Raw genomic sequence first — 15,074 nt, 5'->3', positions numbered from 1 at the left:
GGAGGCTGACCGATGACCGCCTCCGACGCCCGCCGCTGGTACGCCCTCGCCCTGCTCTGTCTGGCCGGGTTCATGGTGATCCTGGACGCGCAGATCGTGCTCCTCGCCCTGCCGTCGATAGCCGCCGACCTGGGCCTTTCGGCGAGCGGCGCCCAGTGGGTGATGAGTGCCTATCTGCTGAGCTTCGGCGGCCTGCTGCTCCTCGGCGGCCGGACCGCCGATCTGCTGGGCCGCCGCCGCGTGTTCCTCACCGGCACCTTGCTGTTCGGGCTGTCCTCGCTGGTGTGCGGGTTCGCCTGGACGGCCGGTGTGCTGGTGGCGGCGCGTGCCGTGCAGGGCGTGTCGGCCGCCGTGATGGCGCCGAGCGCGCTCTCGATCCTGCTCGACACCTTCGCCGAGGGACCCGAACGCAACAAGGCCCTCGCCATCTGGTCCGGCAGCGGTGGCTTCGGCGCCACCGCCGCCCTGCTGATCGGCGGACCGCTCACGGACGGGCTCGGCTGGGAGTGGGTGTTCTTCCTCAATGTGCCCGTCGCACTGCTCCTGCTGGTTCTGAGCCCGCTGCTGCTGCGCGAGAGCCGTACCGAGAACCGGGCCCGCACCCGGGCTCGCTCCTACGACCCGGTCGGCGCCCTCACCGTCACCGCCGCGCTGGTGACCTGCGTGTACGCCGTCGTCGAGGCACCCCGCGCCGGATGGCTGTCCGCGCGGACGCTCGCCCTGCTGGCTGTGGCGGTGCTGCTCGCACTGCTCTTCGTCCGGATCGAGGTGCGGTCCGCATCTCCCCTCGTGCCGCTGCGGCTGCTGCGCTCGCGGACCGTGATCGGCGGCAACCTGGTGGTGATCCTGCTCGGCGCCGCCGCCTTCGGAATGTCGTACACGCTGTCCCGGTACGGGAAGGACGTGCTCGGCTACTCGCCGCTGCGCTTCGGGATCGCCAACGTGGTGATGCCGGCGGGAGCGGTCGTCGGGTCGTACGCCGGGCAGGCGCTGGTCACCCGCGTCGGGCCGCGACCGGTCGCGATGGGCGGGCTGGCGCTGGTCGGTGCGGGCAGCCTGCTGCTGGCCGGGGTGCCGGTGGACGGCGGTTTCGTACACGACCTGCTGCCCGGGCTGTTCCTCTTCGGGCCCGGGCTCGGCGCCTGCGCGGTCGCCGGGGCGATCGCCGCGCTGACCGGGGTGGGGGAGCGGGAGTCGGGGGTGGCGTCCGGCATCAACACCGCGGCCTTCCAGATCGGCGGGGCCTTCGGGGTCGCCGTCGTCACGTCCGTGGCCGTGTCCCACACCACCGGTACCGAGCGGCTGACCGCCCTGACGGCGGGCCACCGGGCCGCGTTCATGGCATGCGTCGTGCTCGCGGCGGCCGGGTTGGCCTGTGCGACGGCGCTGCTGCGCGCGCCCCGGCGCCGACGTTTCGCTCGGCGTTCCGATCGGCGTTCCGATCGGCGTCGCGATCGCCCTGGCGCGGCAGTCAGGCCGACCGCGCCTCCGCCTCCTTCGCGATCTGCTCGAACTGCGCCCCCATCGCCTCGGCCAACGCCTGCGCGCCCGACAGCGGACGGACCATGACCATGAAGTCGTCGATGAGGCCGTCCTCGTTCACCCGGAGGAAGTCGCAGCCGGTGATCTGCCGGTCGCCCACGCGCGCGGTGAAGACCAGCGCGTGATCGCGGCCGCCCGGGTCGTTGATCTCCCGCACATAGCGGAAGTCCTCGAAGACCCGCACCACACCGCGCAGGATCGCCGCGGTGATCGCCTTGCCGGGGTACGGCTTGAACACGACCGGGCTGGTGAAGACGACATCCTCCGCCAGCAGGGCCTCCACGGCATCGAAGTCGCCGGCCTCGACCGCCTCACGGAACGCGCGCATCGGATCACCTCATAGTCAATTAATTGAGTAGGTGCCGATGAGGATAATCACCTGCTGCTACCGTGTCCATGTGTCCCTCAAGTACGCCGTCCTCGCCGCCCTCCTCGAGGGCGAGGCCTCGGGCTACGAGCTGTCCAAGGTCTTCGACGTGTCGTTCGCCAACTTCTGGCCGGCGACCCCGCAGCAGCTTTACCGGGAGCTGGAGCGCCTGGAGCGGGACGGTCTCGTCGAGGCCCGGTTCGTGCAGCAGGAACGGCGGCCGAACAAGCGGATGTTCACGCTCACCGCGGCCGGCCGGGACGACTTGCGCACCTTCGCCGCTGAACCGCCCCGGCGTCCCACCGCCGTCCGCGACGAACTCCTGATCAAGCTCCAGGCCATGGAGGACCCGGAGACCACCCGCGCTCTGATCAAGGAGCGCAGGACATGGGCGCGCGGCAAACTCGACCGCTACGAACGCGTCCGCGACCGCCTCCTCGACGGACGGAGCGAGGACGAGTACCTGCGCGAGTCCGACCGCATTGGCCCGTACCTGACGCTGCTGCGCGGAGTCTCCTTCGAGGAGGAGAACCTGCGCTGGTGCGAGCGCGTTCTCGCCGTCCTCGAGCAGCGCGTCGCCGCGGGATGACGCGGATGTTCAGTCCCGAGGGCCCCTCCCTGCGCGAACTCGCCGTCCAGGCGCTGTCGTCCGTCGAGCGCGGATACGACCTGCTCGCCCCGAAGTTCGATCACACACCGTTCCGTACGCCGGACTCGGTGCTCGAGGCCGTCACGTCGGCGCTCGACCGGAACGGGCCGTACGACGACGGCCTCGACCTGTGCTGCGGGACGGGCGCGGGTGTGGACGTGCTGGCCGAGGTGTGCCGGCGCAGTGTCACCGGCGTCGACTTCAGCGCCGGCATGCTCGACATCGCCGTCGCCCGGCGGCGGGAGCGGGGTGGGGAGGCGGGGGCGCCGCGCGTCGACTGGGTCCGCGCGGACGCCCGTGCCCTGCCGTTCGCGCCCGCCTTCGACCTCGTGGTGAGCTTCGGGGCGTTCGGCCATTTCCTGCCCGCCGAGCTGCCGGGGCTGTTCGCCCAGGTGCACTCCGTCCTGCGGCCCGGCGGGATCTTCGCCTTCCCTCTCGTGGCTCCCCCGCGTCCCGTGTCCGTCGAGTACTGGATGCTGCTGGGCTTCGACGCCGTGATGCGCGTGCGCAACGCCGTGTGGCGCCCGCCCTTCGTCATGTACTACCGAGCCTTCCGACTCGGGGAGGTGCGAGGCGAGCTCGCCCGCGCCGGCTTCCGGGTGGAGCTGCAGGTCCTGCCCGAGTTCGGGCGGCGGCGGGACGGGAGCCCGCGCGTGCGGATGGTCGTGGCGCGCCGCCCGGACTAGATCGGTTGGAATTTCCAACTTCCACTCGCCGGTGGGTTTGTTTTTCAAACTCACAACGTTATGGTGGGCCCGTGACTGCGACGACGACTGGCTCCGAGATCCATGTCGACCCCCTGTGGTGGTCCTGGGAGGGCGCACATGGCGGCCATGTCGCCGCCCTCGCCCTGACCGCCGTGCGTGATCGGTTCGCCGGTGGGGCCCACCCGGTCCGCACCCTGACCACGCACTATCTGGCGCCGGTCGACGGCAGCCCGCTGCACTTCTCGGGTGCGGCTCCCGCCGCCGGCCGTCGCACGGCGACCTGTGTCTTCACCGGTCACCAGAACGGCACACCGGTCGTCCTCGGCTCTGCGCTGTTCGGCTCGCAACGTCAGGCGCCGTCCTACGACGGACAGCCGATCCCACGGGTTCCGGCGCCCCAGGACTGCCGCCGCCTGGATCTCCCCCATGAACTGTCTCCTTTCGCCCGGCAGTTGGAGATCCGTCCCGCCACCGACGCCCTCCCGCTCGCCGGAGGTGACAAGGCCGAGCTCATGGCCTGGATTCGGTTTCTGGACGGCCGCCCCCTCGACGCTCCCGCGGCCGTCACCCTCACCGACGTCCTGCCGCCCGCGCTGTACGCCTGCTGGCGCACTCCGCGCCCGGTGCCGACCGCGGAACTCACCGTCCACCTCACCGACGCCCTCGACGGCGGTGCCCATGAGGGCTGGGCTCTCGTCCGGATCCGTACCGAGCACGCGGGAGGTGGCTGGGCGGTCGACGACAGTGCGGTCTGGTCGGCGGACGGCCGGCTGCTGGCGCTGGCCCGGCAGTCCAGGGTCGTGCGCGCTCAGCCCGCCGCGGGCAGCGTGAACTCGTAGACCAAGGCGTCCTGTTGGGCGTCCACGACGAGGTCGGTGATCTCCAGGGGCCGGGCGTACTGGTCGTGCACGCGCCGGGTGACCCGTACCGAAGGCGCGCCCGGGGGTCGGGTGATGGCGTCCCGGTGGTGCAGAGTGAGGCCCGCCTTGCGCATCCAGTCGTAGGCGCGGCGCAGTTGGGCCGTTCCGGTGCCGTCGGCGCGGTCGCGATAGCGGGCGAGCTCGGCCACCTCGGCGAGTGCCACCGCGGAGAAGGACGTCACGGCCGTACGCCGGCCGTGTCCATCGGGGCTCGCGGACTCGTAGCGGTGCACCAGGGTCGGCCGGTGCGGGGCGAGCCCCAGGGCCTCGGCGTGGTCCGGCGGGGGAGTCTCCCAGGCAACCGTGGCCCGGTCGACGGCATCCGGGCTCGTGGTCCGTGCGCCGACCGGAAAGGTGAGGGACGCCGGGGTCTCGACCGGCGGGCCGGGCAGGGTGGCATGGCTGCCCCGCCGGTCGGTGGCGACCAGACCGCTGCGGCGCAGTACCTCCAGCGCCTGCCGTACGGTCTCCCGGCTGACCTCGAAATGCTCCGCCAACTGCCTTTCCCCCGGCAGCCGTTCGCCGGGCGGAATGGTTCCGTCGCGCAGCTCGCCGACCAGCTGGGTGGCGATCCTCCAGTACAGCGGCTGCGCTTCGGCGAGCGGGCGGTCGTGCGGGGTGGTGCGGGCCATGCCGCGCCTCCTGTTGGTGACGTGTCGTAGCCGTGCGGGTTCGTTGCGCCACCAGATCTAAGCATTGGTCTAAACCACCAGGGAAGGGTGGCCTGTCACTTCGGCTGAAACGGCCCGCGTGGACCGGTCGTCACAGGGCGCTGTAGAAGGCGTCGAGCAGAGCCATCTTCCTTGGATCGTCGGCGATATGAGGCCCCATCCGGTTCATCACATAGCCCAGTGACACCCCGGCTTCCGGATCGGCCAGACCGCAGGAGCCGCCGAAGCCGTCATGTCCGAAAGCCCGCGGGTTGGGTCCGTACGAGCCGTTCGGACCGCTGAGCCACAGGCCGAGTCCGACTTCGGTCTCGCTCTCGAACCCGGCTCCGAGCACCAGATCGCGGCAGCTGCCCTGTCCCTCGCGCACCCGCTCGGCCGCCTCGGGGGACAGGACGCGATGGCCGTCGTACGATCCCCGGCCCGCGAAGATCCCGTACAGCGCGGCGACGGCCCGTGCGGTGCCGTGCCCGTTCGCCGCGGGGATCTCAGCGGCCCGCCACTCGGGCGAGTTGGCGTGGGGCGCCCCCACCGCGGGGTTGGTCAGCGCGGCCAGGGCGGCGGGCGCCAACTGGCTGAAGACCGCGGCCTGTTCACTGGTCGTGGCGACCGGCGGCTGCACCAGCTCGGCCACCCGCCCGGAGTCCTTCTCCGGCAGCCCGATCGCGAAGTCGATCCCGAGCGGCCCGGTCACCTCCCGCTCCAGGAAGGCCCCGGGCAGCAGCCCCGACACCCGCCGCACGACCTCCCCGACCAGGAAGCCGTACGTGAAGGCGTGATACCCGGACTGCGTCCCCGGCGCCCACCACGGCTCCATCGCCGCGAGCCGCTGGGTCGTCAACTCCCAGTCGCAGAGCTGCTCGAACGAGTGCGGCTCCCGCAGCCCGGACAGACCGGCCCGGTGCGAGAGAAGATGCCGTACGAGTATCTGCTCCTTGCCCGCGGCGGCGAACTCCGGCCAGTACGTGGCCACCGGCGCGTCGAGGTCGATCAGTCCCCGGTCGGCGAGGATGTGCGCGCACAACGCCGTCGGCCCCTTGGACGTGGACCATACGTTGACCAGCGTGTCGCGCTCCCAGGAGCGGCTGCGCGACGCGTCGGCCCACCCGCCCCACAGGTCCACGACGGTCTCGCCGCCGACGGTGACGGCGACCGCGGCGCCCAGCTCCCCGCGCTCCCGGAAATTCGCCTCGAACGCCGTCCGCACCGCCGCGAACCGCGGATCGCAATGCCCGTGTACCTGTGCCTCGTGCTCTGCCATTCCCCACCCCTGGTCGTCCGCCGGAAACCCGGGCCGCGACAGTGCGACTCGGGCTCCCTGAACGTACCGACTGGTCGGACTGGGTGGAAGGAGCCGAACACGCCGAACTCACACGAAGAACCGCGTGCCTTCCGGCTCCCGGTGACCCTCGACCGTGTGCCAGTAGTCGCGGGTCTCGACGGCCAGCCCCGCCGCGTCGAAACGCACGAAGACGCAGCCGGCCAGCGTCGACGGCACGCCGTCCTCCTCGGCGAGGACCCGGAACTCGGCCGCGGCCACGCCGTCCGCGCCGACGAGCGGCGCGGAGAAGCGCACGTCGGTCACCCGCTCGCCGGCGAACGACCAGCGCAGATAGGCGGCGAGTTCCGCGCGCCCCCGGTGCGGCGCGCGGAACGGCATCGAGCGGTGGACGCAGCCCTCGGCGTACAACTCCAGCAGCGCCTCCACGTCATGCTCGGCCCACGCCCGCTGCCAGACCCGGACGAACCGCTCCGCGGCCTCATGCGTCTGCATGCGCGGCCGCTCAGGCGTGTGAGCGCAGCCAGTCCAGCTTGGCCGCCTCGTGGAACGGGCCGCCGCCCTCGTGGTCGTTGAAGTCGTACACCTCGATCGCCTTCTCGTCGTGCTCCCAGGCGTTGTAGGCCGCGAACACGGTGGAGGGCGGGCAGGTCTGGTCCTCCAGGGCCGCCGAGAAGAGGGCGGGCGACCGGCCGCGGGCCGCGAAGTGGACACCGTCGAAGTAGGACAGGGTGCGCAGGACGTCGTCGGTACGGCCTCGGTGCGTCTTGAGGTAGAGGCCGATCTCGCGGTACGGGTGGCGGTCCGTGAGGGTCGCCGCGCGCGGGTAGTCGCACAGGAACGGCACGTCCGGCGCGATCGCCGTCAGGTCCGGCACCAGGCCACCGACCGCGATCGTGATGCCGCCGCCCTGGCTCGCACCGATCGCGATCGTGCGCGAGGCGTCGGTCAGGGGGTGCGAGCGGGCGGCCTCGACGGCACGCACCGCGTCCGTGAACACCCGGCGGTAGTAGTAGTTCTCGGGCGCGTCGATGCCGCGGGTCATGAAACCGGGGTAGGCCGGCGCGGCTCCCACCGGGTCCGGCGTCCCGCCACCGGCGCCCCACGCGCTGCCCTGACCGCGCGTGTCCATCATGAAGTGCGCCCGCCCCGTGGACGCCCACAGCAGATTCTCGTGCGGCAGGCCGCGCCCACCGCCGTAGCCGATGAACTCCACGACCAGCGGCAGCGGCTCGGCGGCCCCGGCGGGCAGCCGCAGCCAGCCCTTCACCGGGTGACCGCCGAACCCGGCGAACGTCACGTCGTACACCTGCACCGTGGAAAGCCCTGTGTCGACCGGCTCGAAGCGGGCGTCCAGCGGATGCTCGCGGGCCTCATCGAGGGTCTTGGACCAGAACGCGTCGAAGTCCTCGGGTTCGACGGACTTGCTGCGGTAGTCGCGCAGTTCGTCGAGCGGAAGGTCGAACAGGGCCATGGAGGACCGCCTTTGCGAAGAGTGAGTGCGGATGATCACACCGTACGTGGGTGATCGGAGGACTCGCCAGAACTTTCCGGTGCCGAGCGCCTACGATGGCGCCATGACGTCTGCCGTCGATGCTCCGGTGCAGACTGCGGACCTGCTGGTCAGGGACGCCGAACTGCTGGTCGTGGACGGGGAGCGGGAGATCCCGGGCGGCTGGCTGGCCGTCACCGGTGGTCGGGTCACCGCCGTCGGTACCGCCGGCAGCGAGCCCGAGGCCCGCACGACCGTCTCGGCGGCCGGACGGCTCGTCACCCCGGGCCTGGTCAACACGCACCATCACATCTACCAGAACCTCACCCGCTCCTACGCGCCCGCCGTCAACGGCTCGCTGTTCGACTGGCTGACCACCCTCTACCCGCTCTGGGCGGGCCTCGACGAGGAGGCCGCGTACGTGTCGGCGTACGTCGGTATGGCCGAACTGCTCATGGGTGGCTGCACCATGTCGTCCGACCACCTGTACGTCCATCCCCGCCCGCACCTCGTCGACGCCGAGATCCGCGCCGCCCGCGACATCGGCTTCCGCTTCCACGCCACCCGGGGCTCGATGACCCGCTCCGTCGAGGACGGGGGACTGCCGCCGAGGAGCGTCACCCAGACCGAGAACGAGGTGCTGGCCGACAGCGAGCGCCTCATCAGGACCTACCACGACCCCGAACCGGGCGCGCTGGTGCGGGTCGCGCTCGCGCCCTGCTCGCCGTTCTCGGTCACCAAGTCGCTGATGACCGCGACCGCCGAACTCGCCGAGCGCTACGACGTACGGCTGCACACGCACCTCGCCGAGGACCACGACGAGGACACGTACTGCCTTCAGACGTACGGCTGCCGTCCCGTCGAGTACTTCGAGGAGACGGGATGGATGAGCGACCGCAGCTGGGTCGCGCACTGCATCTACCCGAACGACGACGAACTGCGCCGCCTCGCGGACGCGGGCGTCGGCGTGGCGCACTGCCCCAGCTCCAACATGCTCATCGGCGGCGGCACCGCGCGCGTGAAGGAGATGCGCGAACTGGGCCTGCCCGTCGGCATCGGCTGCGACGGCTCCGCCTCCACGGACCACGCCTCCCTCTGGATGGAGACCCGGGCGGCCCTGCTGCTGGGCCGCTATCGCGGCGGACCCGGCGCGATGACCGCCCGCGACGCCCTCGACATCGCCACCCGCGGCTCGGCGCGCTGTCTGGGCCGGGACGACGAACTGGGCCATCTGCGGCCCGGTGCCTGCGCCGACCTGGTCGTGTGGGACCTGCACGCGGTCTCCCTCGCCGGCGCACTCAGCGACCCCGTGGAGGCCTGGCTGCGCTGCGGGCCGGCCCGGGCCTGGACCACGGTGGTCGCCGGCCGGATCCTGGTCGACCGCGGCGAGCCCCGGCAGGCCGGGCTGGCCGGGCTGGCGGACGCCCTGCGGGCGCACAACCGGATCGCACGCCGGATGCAGCAGGGCGAGTAGCGTCGGCCGCACGAAGCGCGCCCAAGAGACTGGCCGTCGGGACGTCACCGGTCATGCCCGGCGGCCCGTCCACTCCGGCTCCGTCCGGGCCCACTCCTGATCCCATTCGGCCAGGCGACGACGCATCGCGGCATGGCGTACGACCGCGTGGCCGAGGAGGATCACGGCGACCGCACCGCCGGTCGCGCAGACGCCGATGGCGACGGTGTGCTGCCAGACCGCTGTGCTGTCCGCGGGCGCGGCCACCGTCCGGCCCCGGGAATCCAGCCATACGTCGACCGTGTCGCCGTTCCGTGTGCCCGCCGGGACGCGCGCCGAGGCCGTACGCGGACCGCCCTCCGGCTCCGTCCAGCGGACCGTCGTCCTCGCGGACGGCTGCCGTCCGCCCTGTGTCATGGGCAGCGCGTCGGAGGTCCTGCCGACGACCTCGGCCCGGATCTGACGGCGATCGGCACGCTGTTCCCGGGCGGTGGCCCGGGCGTCGTCATGGGCCCACCAGGCCGTGAGCACCCCGACCAGGGGAGCGACGACGAGCAGCAGAACCGCCACGGTCAGTAACGTCCACGCCTCGACGACATCCGACCGGCGCCGCAGCGGACTGTGCCGCAGGCGCCGGCCACGCACCCGGTATCGCATGGCGTCCAGGTACCCCGTACACCGGACATCGTTCCTGACGATCCCAGCCGGCCCTGGGGCAGGCGCCGGACCACCGGTCAGCCGAAGCGTTCGATCCGGATGCGGTGCACGGGCTGACCTGCCGCGACGAGCAGCCGGGAGGCATGCTCGGCGAATCCATTGGAGCCGCACACATAGGCCTCCCACCCACCAGGAGGTTGCTCGGCCAGGAGTGGCGCCACATGTGTGGCGGCCATACGTCCCACTCGCACACCCTCCGGCGCGCTCCGCGTGAACACGGCCGTCGTCTCCGCGCCGTACTCCCGCGCGTAGATCAGCTCCTCGGGGCTGCGCGCCGACACCAGCAGCCGCAGCGGCACCTCCAGGCCCTGCGCCCTGTGGTGTCGCAGCATCGACATCAGCGGTACGACGCCGGAGCCGGCGCCTACCAGCAGCGCGGGCCGGTCCCCGGGCCAGGCGAAGAACCCGCTGAGCGGGCCGCGCACCTCGACCGTGTCACCGGGCTCGGCGAGCGTGTGGAACCAGCCGGACACCTCACCGCCCTCGACATGGTCCAGGGTCAGCTCGATGTGCCCGGCGTCGTCCGGCGCGGACGCGATCGAGTAGTGGCGCTGGGCCACATAGCCGTCCTCGGCGGTCAACCGCAGCATCAGGTGCTGGCCGGGCAGGTGGCCCGCCCAGGCGGGCACCGCGAGACGGAAGGTGGCGGCGTGCGGGGTCTCGCGGCGGATCTCGGTGATCGTGGCCGTCTGCCACACCGCGGCGGCCCGGTTGCTGACGGCGATCCGCCCGGGCACGGCGAAACGGGTCGGGGGAGTGAACGTCTCAGTCACCGTCGTCTCAGTCACAGTCACCTCAGTCACCGGAGTACCGCTGCTCCTCCCAGGGGTTGCCACGGGCGTGATAGCCGTTCTGCTCCCAGAAGCCCGGCTCGTCGTGGTCGAGGATGCGCAGGCCCGCGATCCACTTGGCGCTCTTCCAGAAGTACAGGTGCGGCACGAGCAGCCGTGCCGGGCCCCCGTGCTCCGGGGCGAGCGGCTCCCCGTCGAACTCCCAGGCGATCCACGCCCGCCCGCCGGTCAGGTCGGCGAGCGGCAGGTTGGTGGTGTACCCGGTGTGCGAATAGGCGACGGCATGTGTGGCGGACACATGGGGCCGGACCACATTGAGGAAGGCGTCCAGCGACACGCCACCGAACCGGACCCCGAACTTCGACCAGCTCGTCACGCAGTGGATGTCGCCCTCGTACGTCGACGCCGGCAGTTCGTGTGCCTGCTCCCAGCTCCAGCTGCGCTCCTCCTCGACCAGGCCGTCGATCCGGAAGGACCACTCGGCGGGCGTCAGCTCGGGCGTGACCTCTGCGGACAGGACGGGCCAGTCGTCGCCCGCGTCGTACTGGCCGGGCGGCAGTGCGGCGTTCGGGACGCGGGGGCGCCCTGTGAAGCCTCTGGTGACGTTCATACGGGTGGGGCCTCCAGGCCGCCGTGGGCGACGGCCCGCGGGTCGAGCGTGATCAGTACGTTTGTCATTCAACCGTATAGGCCCTGGCTGGCCGTCGTCGATGCGCGGGAGCTTCCGTGATCGTTGGGGTAGGGTTGCCGTTCGGTCGGGACGGTCCCGGTCGTGCGGAGCCCAGGAGGTGAGACCCATTACCGCTGTGTCAGGTCGGGTGCTCTCACCTCGGATCGACGCGGATCACCGCCAGTAGGCGACCGCGAGAGCACCCTTCGGCTTCCGAAAGGTTCTCGGCTTCCATGCCCTCTCTCTCCTCTTCGTCACCCTCGTCCTCCTCGTCCCGTTCCCCGCTCTCGCGTGATGTCGTCGTGACCGCACTCCGTGCCGCCGGGTGTGTCTTCGCCGAGGACGAGGCCCGGTTGATCCTGGCCGCCGCCCGCACCCCGGACGAGCTGGCCGCCATGGTGGACCGTCGCGTCAGCGGCCTGCCCCTCGAACTCGTCCTCGGCTGGGCCGAGTTCCACGGCCTGCGCGTCGCCGTCGAACCCGGCGTCTTCGTGCCCCGCCGCCGTACCGAGTTCCTGGTCGAACAGGCCCTCGCCCATGCCCCCGACGCGTCCGTCGTCGTGGACCTGTGCTGCGGCTCGGGCGCGGTCGGTGCGGCACTGGCCGTCGCGCTCGGCAAGGTCGAGCTGCACGCCGCCGACATCGACCCGGCGGCGGTGCGCTGCGCCCGCCGTAACGTGGCCGCCTTCGACGGTCAGGTGCACGCGGGAGACCTCTTCGAGGCGCTGCCCGACAGCTTGCGCGGCCGCGTCGGCATCCTCGCGGCGAACGTGCCGTACGTACCCACCGACGAAGTCGGCCTCCTGCCCGCGGAGGCGCGCGACCACGAGCCGCTTGTCGCGCTGGACGGTGGTCCGGACGGGCTGGACGTCCTGCGCCGCGTCGCCGCCGAGGCGCCCCGGTGGCTGGCCCCCGGCGGTTGTGTGCTGGTCGAGACGAGTGAACGCCAGGCGCCGACGGCCCTGGAGGCCTTCATCGGCAGTGGACTGTCGGCGCGTCTGCTCGCCTCCGAAGAGCTGTATGCGACGGTCGTGGTCGGCCTCAACCAAGCCGTCTGTTCTGCACCAGCCGACCGGTCAGCGGCGACCCGTTTCGGGTTTGCAGCATGTCCTGGCCGGGGTGAAGCTGGAAGCGTCAGCGATTCGCCAGAGTTCAATGAATGTGAATGCTGAAACGCCCATTTGCCAGAATGGAAGGTTTGACATGGCGGACACACTTCCCAACCCGGCAAGCGACAACACGACCCGATTTGAAGCCGCACCCGACGACACCTTGATCCCGATCCCCTCAGAGGCGCCGCAAGGCAAGGCAATTCGAGACGATGCCAGGATTATAGTCAGCGCACGTCAGGAACGCGGCTACTACGTGGAAATCTATAACGGCCCGCCCGACCCGCCGAGCGAAATCAACGACTTCATTGATGACCTCCTCACCGAGGCCACCATGAAAGAAATCGAAGACGCGCTCCTTGTCGGGGCGCCCAAGATTCTGGGTTTCCTCTCTTCGGTTGCCGGAGTGGTGGCCTCGGTACTCACAACGTCGCCCTTGCTGAACGAGCAACTGTTCAGAGGTGTCATGGACGACGGGACACAAGTCACGTATGTGGTGCTCACTCCCAAGGACTGAGCTTGGCAATTGAGTTCGCGGCACCGTAGCCGTCAACTCGGCGGCAGCACGCGCGCGATGAGCAGTGCCACGTCGTCGGAGTTGTCGGGCTGGTGCAGGGTACGCAGGAGGAGGTCGCAGCACTCCTCCAGGGGGCGGTCGGGGTCGTCGAGGAGCTCGAGGAGCGCGTCGAGGCGTTCGTCGAGCGGGTGTTGCCGGGTCTCGACGAGGCCGTCGGTGTAGAAGACCAGCTGGTCGCCGGGTTCGAGGTCGATGGTCGTCGTCGAGAAGGCGACGCCGCCGACGCCCAGCGGTGCTCCGGTGGGCAGTTCGAGGAGTTCCGGCGGGTGGCCGTGCCGGACACGGGCGGGCGGCAGATGGCCGGCGTTGGCGATCCGGCACTGCCTCAGCTGTGGGTCGTGGACGGCGTAGACGCAGGTGGCGATCGAGTGGTCGAGGCCCTCGGTGATCTTGTCGAGGTGTTCCAGGAGCAGGGTCGGTTCGAGGTCGAGGGAGGCCAGTGTGTGCGTCGCGGTGCGCAGCCGGCCCATCGTCGTGGCGGCGTCGATGCCGCTGCCCATCACATCGCCGACGACGAGCGCGGTCTTGCCGCCCTCCAGCGGAATCACGTCGAACCAGTCGCCGCCGACCTCGGCGCTGGCGCCCGCGGGCTGGTAGCGGGAGGCCACCTCCAGGCCGCCGGTCACCGGCGGATGGCTGGGCAGCAGGCTGCGCTGCAGGGTGAGGGCGGTGTCGCGGGCGTTCTGGTACCACCGGGCGTTGTCGATCTGCACCGCCGCGCGGGACGCCAGTTCACGGGCGAGCAGCAGGTCGTCCTCGCTGAACGGCAGCGGATTGCGGGTGCGCTTGAGGTCCAGGGCGCCGAGCACCTCGCCGCGCGCGATCAGTGGCACCGCCAGATAGGAGTGCACGCCCGCGCGGCCCAGCTGGACGGCGGCCTCGGGGGAGCGGGCGATGCGCGGCAGGTCCTTCTCCTCGACCCGCGCCACCATGACCGGGTTGGCGGTGCGCACGCACTCCGTGACGAGGCGGTCGGCGCCGTAGCGGGCGACCTGGCCGGGCTGGTCGGCGGCGTCGAGGGCCTCCGTGGCGTGCTCCCCCTTGACGGCCAGGGCGCGGATCACCGCTGATTCCGCGGGCCCGAGGCTGCTGCGTCTGCCCTCCACCACGGCTTCCAGCAGATCCACGGCCGCCACGTCGGCGAGCTCCGGCACGGCGACGTCGGCCAGCTCGCGCGCGGTGCGGTCCAGCTCCAGCGTGGTGCCGATCCGCGCGGAGGCGTCGGCGATGAGTGCCAGGCGCCGCCGTGCCGTCTCGGCCTCGACGGCGGCCTGGTGCTGCTCGGTGATGTCCACGGCCATCCCGGCCACGCCGAGCACCGTCCCGGCGGTGTCCTCCAGCCGGTAGAGCGAGATGGACCAGAAGTGCTCGCGGTTCGGGTCGGCGGGGGTCCGGCCCGTGATGCGCTGGTTGATGAGCGGATCACCGGTCCGCAGCACCTCGCGCAGTGCCCCTTCGATGGCGTCGGCGTCGATGTCCGGCAGCAGCTCGCGCGGCGTACGGCCGATGTGGTCCTCGGCGGGGATGCCGTTGAGCAGCGCCAGCGCCTCGTTGACCGAGACGTACCGCAGTTCGGTGTCGAGGACGGCCAGGCCGACCGGGGCCTGTGCGATCGTCCGGGTCGACAGCGCGACGTCCCGCTCCACCTGGCGGACCGTCGACCGGTCGGCGCACAGGCCCAGCGCGTAGACGTCCCCCTGGTCGTCCAGCAGCCGCATGTTGCGGAACTCCACCAGTCGTGTGGTGCCGTCCTTGCGCCGGATCGGGAAGGCCCCGGCCCAGCCCTCACCGGTCTCCATGACGTCGGCGAACAGTTTGACGACCAGATCCAGGTGCTGCTCGTGGACCATGATCCGGGCGGCGAACTCGCCCAGCGCCTCCTGCGCCGAATAGCCGAACAGCTCCTCCGCCTGCGGGCTCCACAGCACGATGCGCCCCTCGGTGTCCAGCACCACCGAGGCCACGCCCAGCACGTCGAGCAGCCCGCTCGGCCCTACCGGCCCGCGCACCGGCTCGTCGCCCTCGGTCACGGGACGTTCGGCTGCAGACATCCCACGCACCGCCTTCGCCCATTCACGCGGCACGCCGTTCCCCCGTGCCGACTCCCCTTGTTCTACCGCGTTCAACCGGATC

16 protein-coding genes are annotated in these 15,074 nt (G+C 71.3%); 7 read left to right on the top strand and 9 right to left on the bottom strand.

Annotated elements, in window-relative coordinates; translation table 11 throughout:
- Nucleotides 1-12: 12 nt before the first annotated feature.
- Nucleotides 13-1,569 (top strand): MFS transporter, encoded by a 1,557-nt coding sequence (locus EHO50_RS11390; RefSeq protein ID WP_128429774.1) that lies wholly within the window; start codon nucleotides 13-15, stop codon nucleotides 1,567-1,569.
- Here the strand turns inward: EHO50_RS11390 and EHO50_RS11385 are convergent.
- The gene (locus EHO50_RS11385; protein ID WP_128429773.1) at nucleotides 1,472-1,870 is read right to left on the bottom strand and encodes a nuclear transport factor 2 family protein; all 399 of its coding nucleotides are present in this window, start codon (nucleotides 1,868-1,870) and stop codon (nucleotides 1,472-1,474) included. The two genes, EHO50_RS11390 and EHO50_RS11385, sit on opposite strands and share 98 nt — an antisense overlap.
- Before the next feature lie 70 nt (nucleotides 1,871-1,940).
- On the opposite strand from EHO50_RS11385, the gene EHO50_RS11380 reads away from it, so the two are divergent.
- From EHO50_RS11380 to EHO50_RS11370, 3 genes are all read left to right on the top strand, one after another.
- A complete protein-coding gene (locus tag EHO50_RS11380) occupies nucleotides 1,941-2,498 on the top strand; it encodes a PadR family transcriptional regulator (RefSeq protein WP_128429772.1) in 558 nt (185 codons plus the stop codon).
- Nucleotides 2,499-2,503: 5 nt separating this feature from the next.
- A complete protein-coding gene (locus EHO50_RS11375; protein WP_128429771.1) occupies nucleotides 2,504-3,244 on the top strand; it encodes a class I SAM-dependent methyltransferase in 741 nt (246 codons plus the stop codon).
- Between the two features lie 71 nt (nucleotides 3,245-3,315).
- The gene (locus tag EHO50_RS11370) at nucleotides 3,316-4,104 is read left to right on the top strand and encodes an acyl-CoA thioesterase (protein ID WP_128429770.1); all 789 of its coding nucleotides are present in this window, start codon (nucleotides 3,316-3,318) and stop codon (nucleotides 4,102-4,104) included.
- Here the strand turns inward: EHO50_RS11370 and EHO50_RS11365 are convergent.
- From EHO50_RS11365 to EHO50_RS11350, 4 genes are all read right to left on the bottom strand, one after another.
- Entirely contained in the window at nucleotides 4,074-4,817 is a 744-nt protein-coding gene (locus EHO50_RS11365) for a GntR family transcriptional regulator (RefSeq protein ID WP_128429769.1), read from the bottom strand. The two genes, EHO50_RS11370 and EHO50_RS11365, sit on opposite strands and share 31 nt — an antisense overlap.
- 130 nt (nucleotides 4,818-4,947) lie before the next feature.
- Nucleotides 4,948-6,114, bottom strand: coding sequence for a serine hydrolase domain-containing protein (locus EHO50_RS11360; RefSeq protein WP_128429768.1), 1,167 nt, complete (start codon nucleotides 6,112-6,114; stop codon nucleotides 4,948-4,950).
- 108 nt (nucleotides 6,115-6,222) lie between these two features.
- On the bottom strand, nucleotides 6,223-6,627 hold the full coding sequence (locus EHO50_RS11355) for a nuclear transport factor 2 family protein (RefSeq protein WP_128429767.1): 405 nt from the start codon (nucleotides 6,625-6,627) through the stop codon (nucleotides 6,223-6,225).
- 10 nt (nucleotides 6,628-6,637) lie between these two features.
- Complete coding sequence (locus EHO50_RS11350; RefSeq protein WP_128429766.1) at nucleotides 6,638-7,606, bottom strand: acetylxylan esterase; 969 nt, start codon at nucleotides 7,604-7,606, stop codon at nucleotides 6,638-6,640.
- 103 nt (nucleotides 7,607-7,709) lie between these two features.
- On the opposite strand from EHO50_RS11350, the gene EHO50_RS11345 reads away from it, so the two are divergent.
- Complete coding sequence (locus EHO50_RS11345; RefSeq protein ID WP_128429765.1) at nucleotides 7,710-9,098, top strand: 8-oxoguanine deaminase; 1,389 nt, start codon at nucleotides 7,710-7,712, stop codon at nucleotides 9,096-9,098.
- Nucleotides 9,099-9,149: 51 nt separating this feature from the next.
- Here the strand turns inward: EHO50_RS11345 and EHO50_RS11340 are convergent, their stop codons facing one another.
- The 3 genes from EHO50_RS11340 to EHO50_RS11330 all read right to left on the bottom strand — a co-directional run bounded on the left by EHO50_RS11340 (nucleotide 9,150) and on the right by EHO50_RS11330 (nucleotide 11,195).
- Nucleotides 9,150-9,734, bottom strand: coding sequence for an Rv1733c family protein (locus EHO50_RS11340; RefSeq protein WP_128429764.1), 585 nt, complete (start codon nucleotides 9,732-9,734; stop codon nucleotides 9,150-9,152).
- Between the two features lie 77 nt (nucleotides 9,735-9,811).
- Nucleotides 9,812-10,567 carry a ferredoxin reductase gene (locus tag EHO50_RS11335; RefSeq protein ID WP_128429763.1) on the bottom strand — a complete coding sequence of 252 codons (756 nt, stop codon included), beginning with the start codon at nucleotides 10,565-10,567 and terminating at the stop codon, nucleotides 9,812-9,814.
- Between the two features lie 22 nt (nucleotides 10,568-10,589).
- Nucleotides 10,590-11,195: a sulfite oxidase-like oxidoreductase gene (locus tag EHO50_RS11330; protein WP_128429762.1), complete on the bottom strand. Its 606-nt coding sequence runs from the start codon at nucleotides 11,193-11,195 to the stop codon at nucleotides 10,590-10,592.
- Nucleotides 11,196-11,488: 293 nt separating this feature from the next.
- Between EHO50_RS11330 and EHO50_RS11325 the strand changes: the two genes are divergently transcribed.
- A complete protein-coding gene (locus EHO50_RS11325) occupies nucleotides 11,489-12,427 on the top strand; it encodes a putative protein N(5)-glutamine methyltransferase (protein WP_246101111.1) in 939 nt (312 codons plus the stop codon).
- 31 nt (nucleotides 12,428-12,458) lie between these two features.
- The gene (locus tag EHO50_RS11320) at nucleotides 12,459-12,881 is read left to right on the top strand and encodes a hypothetical protein (RefSeq protein WP_128429761.1); all 423 of its coding nucleotides are present in this window, start codon (nucleotides 12,459-12,461) and stop codon (nucleotides 12,879-12,881) included.
- Nucleotides 12,882-12,913: 32 nt separating this feature from the next.
- Here EHO50_RS11320 and EHO50_RS11315 read toward each other — a convergent pair whose 3' ends face one another.
- The gene (locus EHO50_RS11315) at nucleotides 12,914-14,992 is read right to left on the bottom strand and encodes a SpoIIE family protein phosphatase (protein ID WP_128429760.1); all 2,079 of its coding nucleotides are present in this window, start codon (nucleotides 14,990-14,992) and stop codon (nucleotides 12,914-12,916) included.
- Nucleotides 14,993-15,074: the final 82 nt, after the last annotated feature.

Origin of the sequence: Streptomyces cyaneus (assembly GCF_004028635.1) — a bacterium.
Lineage (GTDB): Bacteria > Actinomycetota > Actinomycetes > Streptomycetales > Streptomycetaceae > Streptomyces > Streptomyces cyaneus.
The sequence above is the reverse complement of the archived record's forward strand: the minus strand, read 5'-3'. Positions and strand labels throughout refer to the sequence as shown.

Excerpts from the sequence above, each read along its gene's own strand:
- EHO50_RS11345 (WP_128429765.1), top strand. The coding sequence starts at position 7,710 with ATGACGTCTGCCGTCGATGCTCCGGTGCAGACTGCGGACCTGCTGGTC.
- EHO50_RS11375 (WP_128429771.1), top strand. The coding sequence starts at position 2,504 with ATGTTCAGTCCCGAGGGCCCCTCCCTGCGCGAACTCGCCGTCCAGGCG.
- EHO50_RS11320 (WP_128429761.1), top strand. The coding sequence starts at position 12,459 with ATGGCGGACACACTTCCCAACCCGGCAAGCGACAACACGACCCGATTT.
- EHO50_RS11325 (WP_246101111.1), top strand. The coding sequence starts at position 11,489 with ATGCCCTCTCTCTCCTCTTCGTCACCCTCGTCCTCCTCGTCCCGTTCC.
- EHO50_RS11330 (WP_128429762.1), bottom strand. The coding sequence starts at position 11,195 with ATGAACGTCACCAGAGGCTTCACAGGGCGCCCCCGCGTCCCGAACGCC.
- EHO50_RS11315 (WP_128429760.1), bottom strand. The coding sequence starts at position 14,992 with ATGTCTGCAGCCGAACGTCCCGTGACCGAGGGCGACGAGCCGGTGCGC.
- EHO50_RS11355 (WP_128429767.1), bottom strand. The coding sequence starts at position 6,627 with ATGCAGACGCATGAGGCCGCGGAGCGGTTCGTCCGGGTCTGGCAGCGG.
- EHO50_RS11390 (WP_128429774.1), top strand. The coding sequence starts at position 13 with ATGACCGCCTCCGACGCCCGCCGCTGGTACGCCCTCGCCCTGCTCTGT.
- EHO50_RS11365 (WP_128429769.1), bottom strand. The coding sequence starts at position 4,817 with ATGGCCCGCACCACCCCGCACGACCGCCCGCTCGCCGAAGCGCAGCCG.
- EHO50_RS11350 (WP_128429766.1), bottom strand. The coding sequence starts at position 7,606 with ATGGCCCTGTTCGACCTTCCGCTCGACGAACTGCGCGACTACCGCAGC.
- EHO50_RS11385 (WP_128429773.1), bottom strand. The coding sequence starts at position 1,870 with ATGCGCGCGTTCCGTGAGGCGGTCGAGGCCGGCGACTTCGATGCCGTG.
- EHO50_RS11360 (WP_128429768.1), bottom strand. The coding sequence starts at position 6,114 with ATGGCAGAGCACGAGGCACAGGTACACGGGCATTGCGATCCGCGGTTC.
- EHO50_RS11340 (WP_128429764.1), bottom strand. The coding sequence starts at position 9,734 with ATGCGATACCGGGTGCGTGGCCGGCGCCTGCGGCACAGTCCGCTGCGG.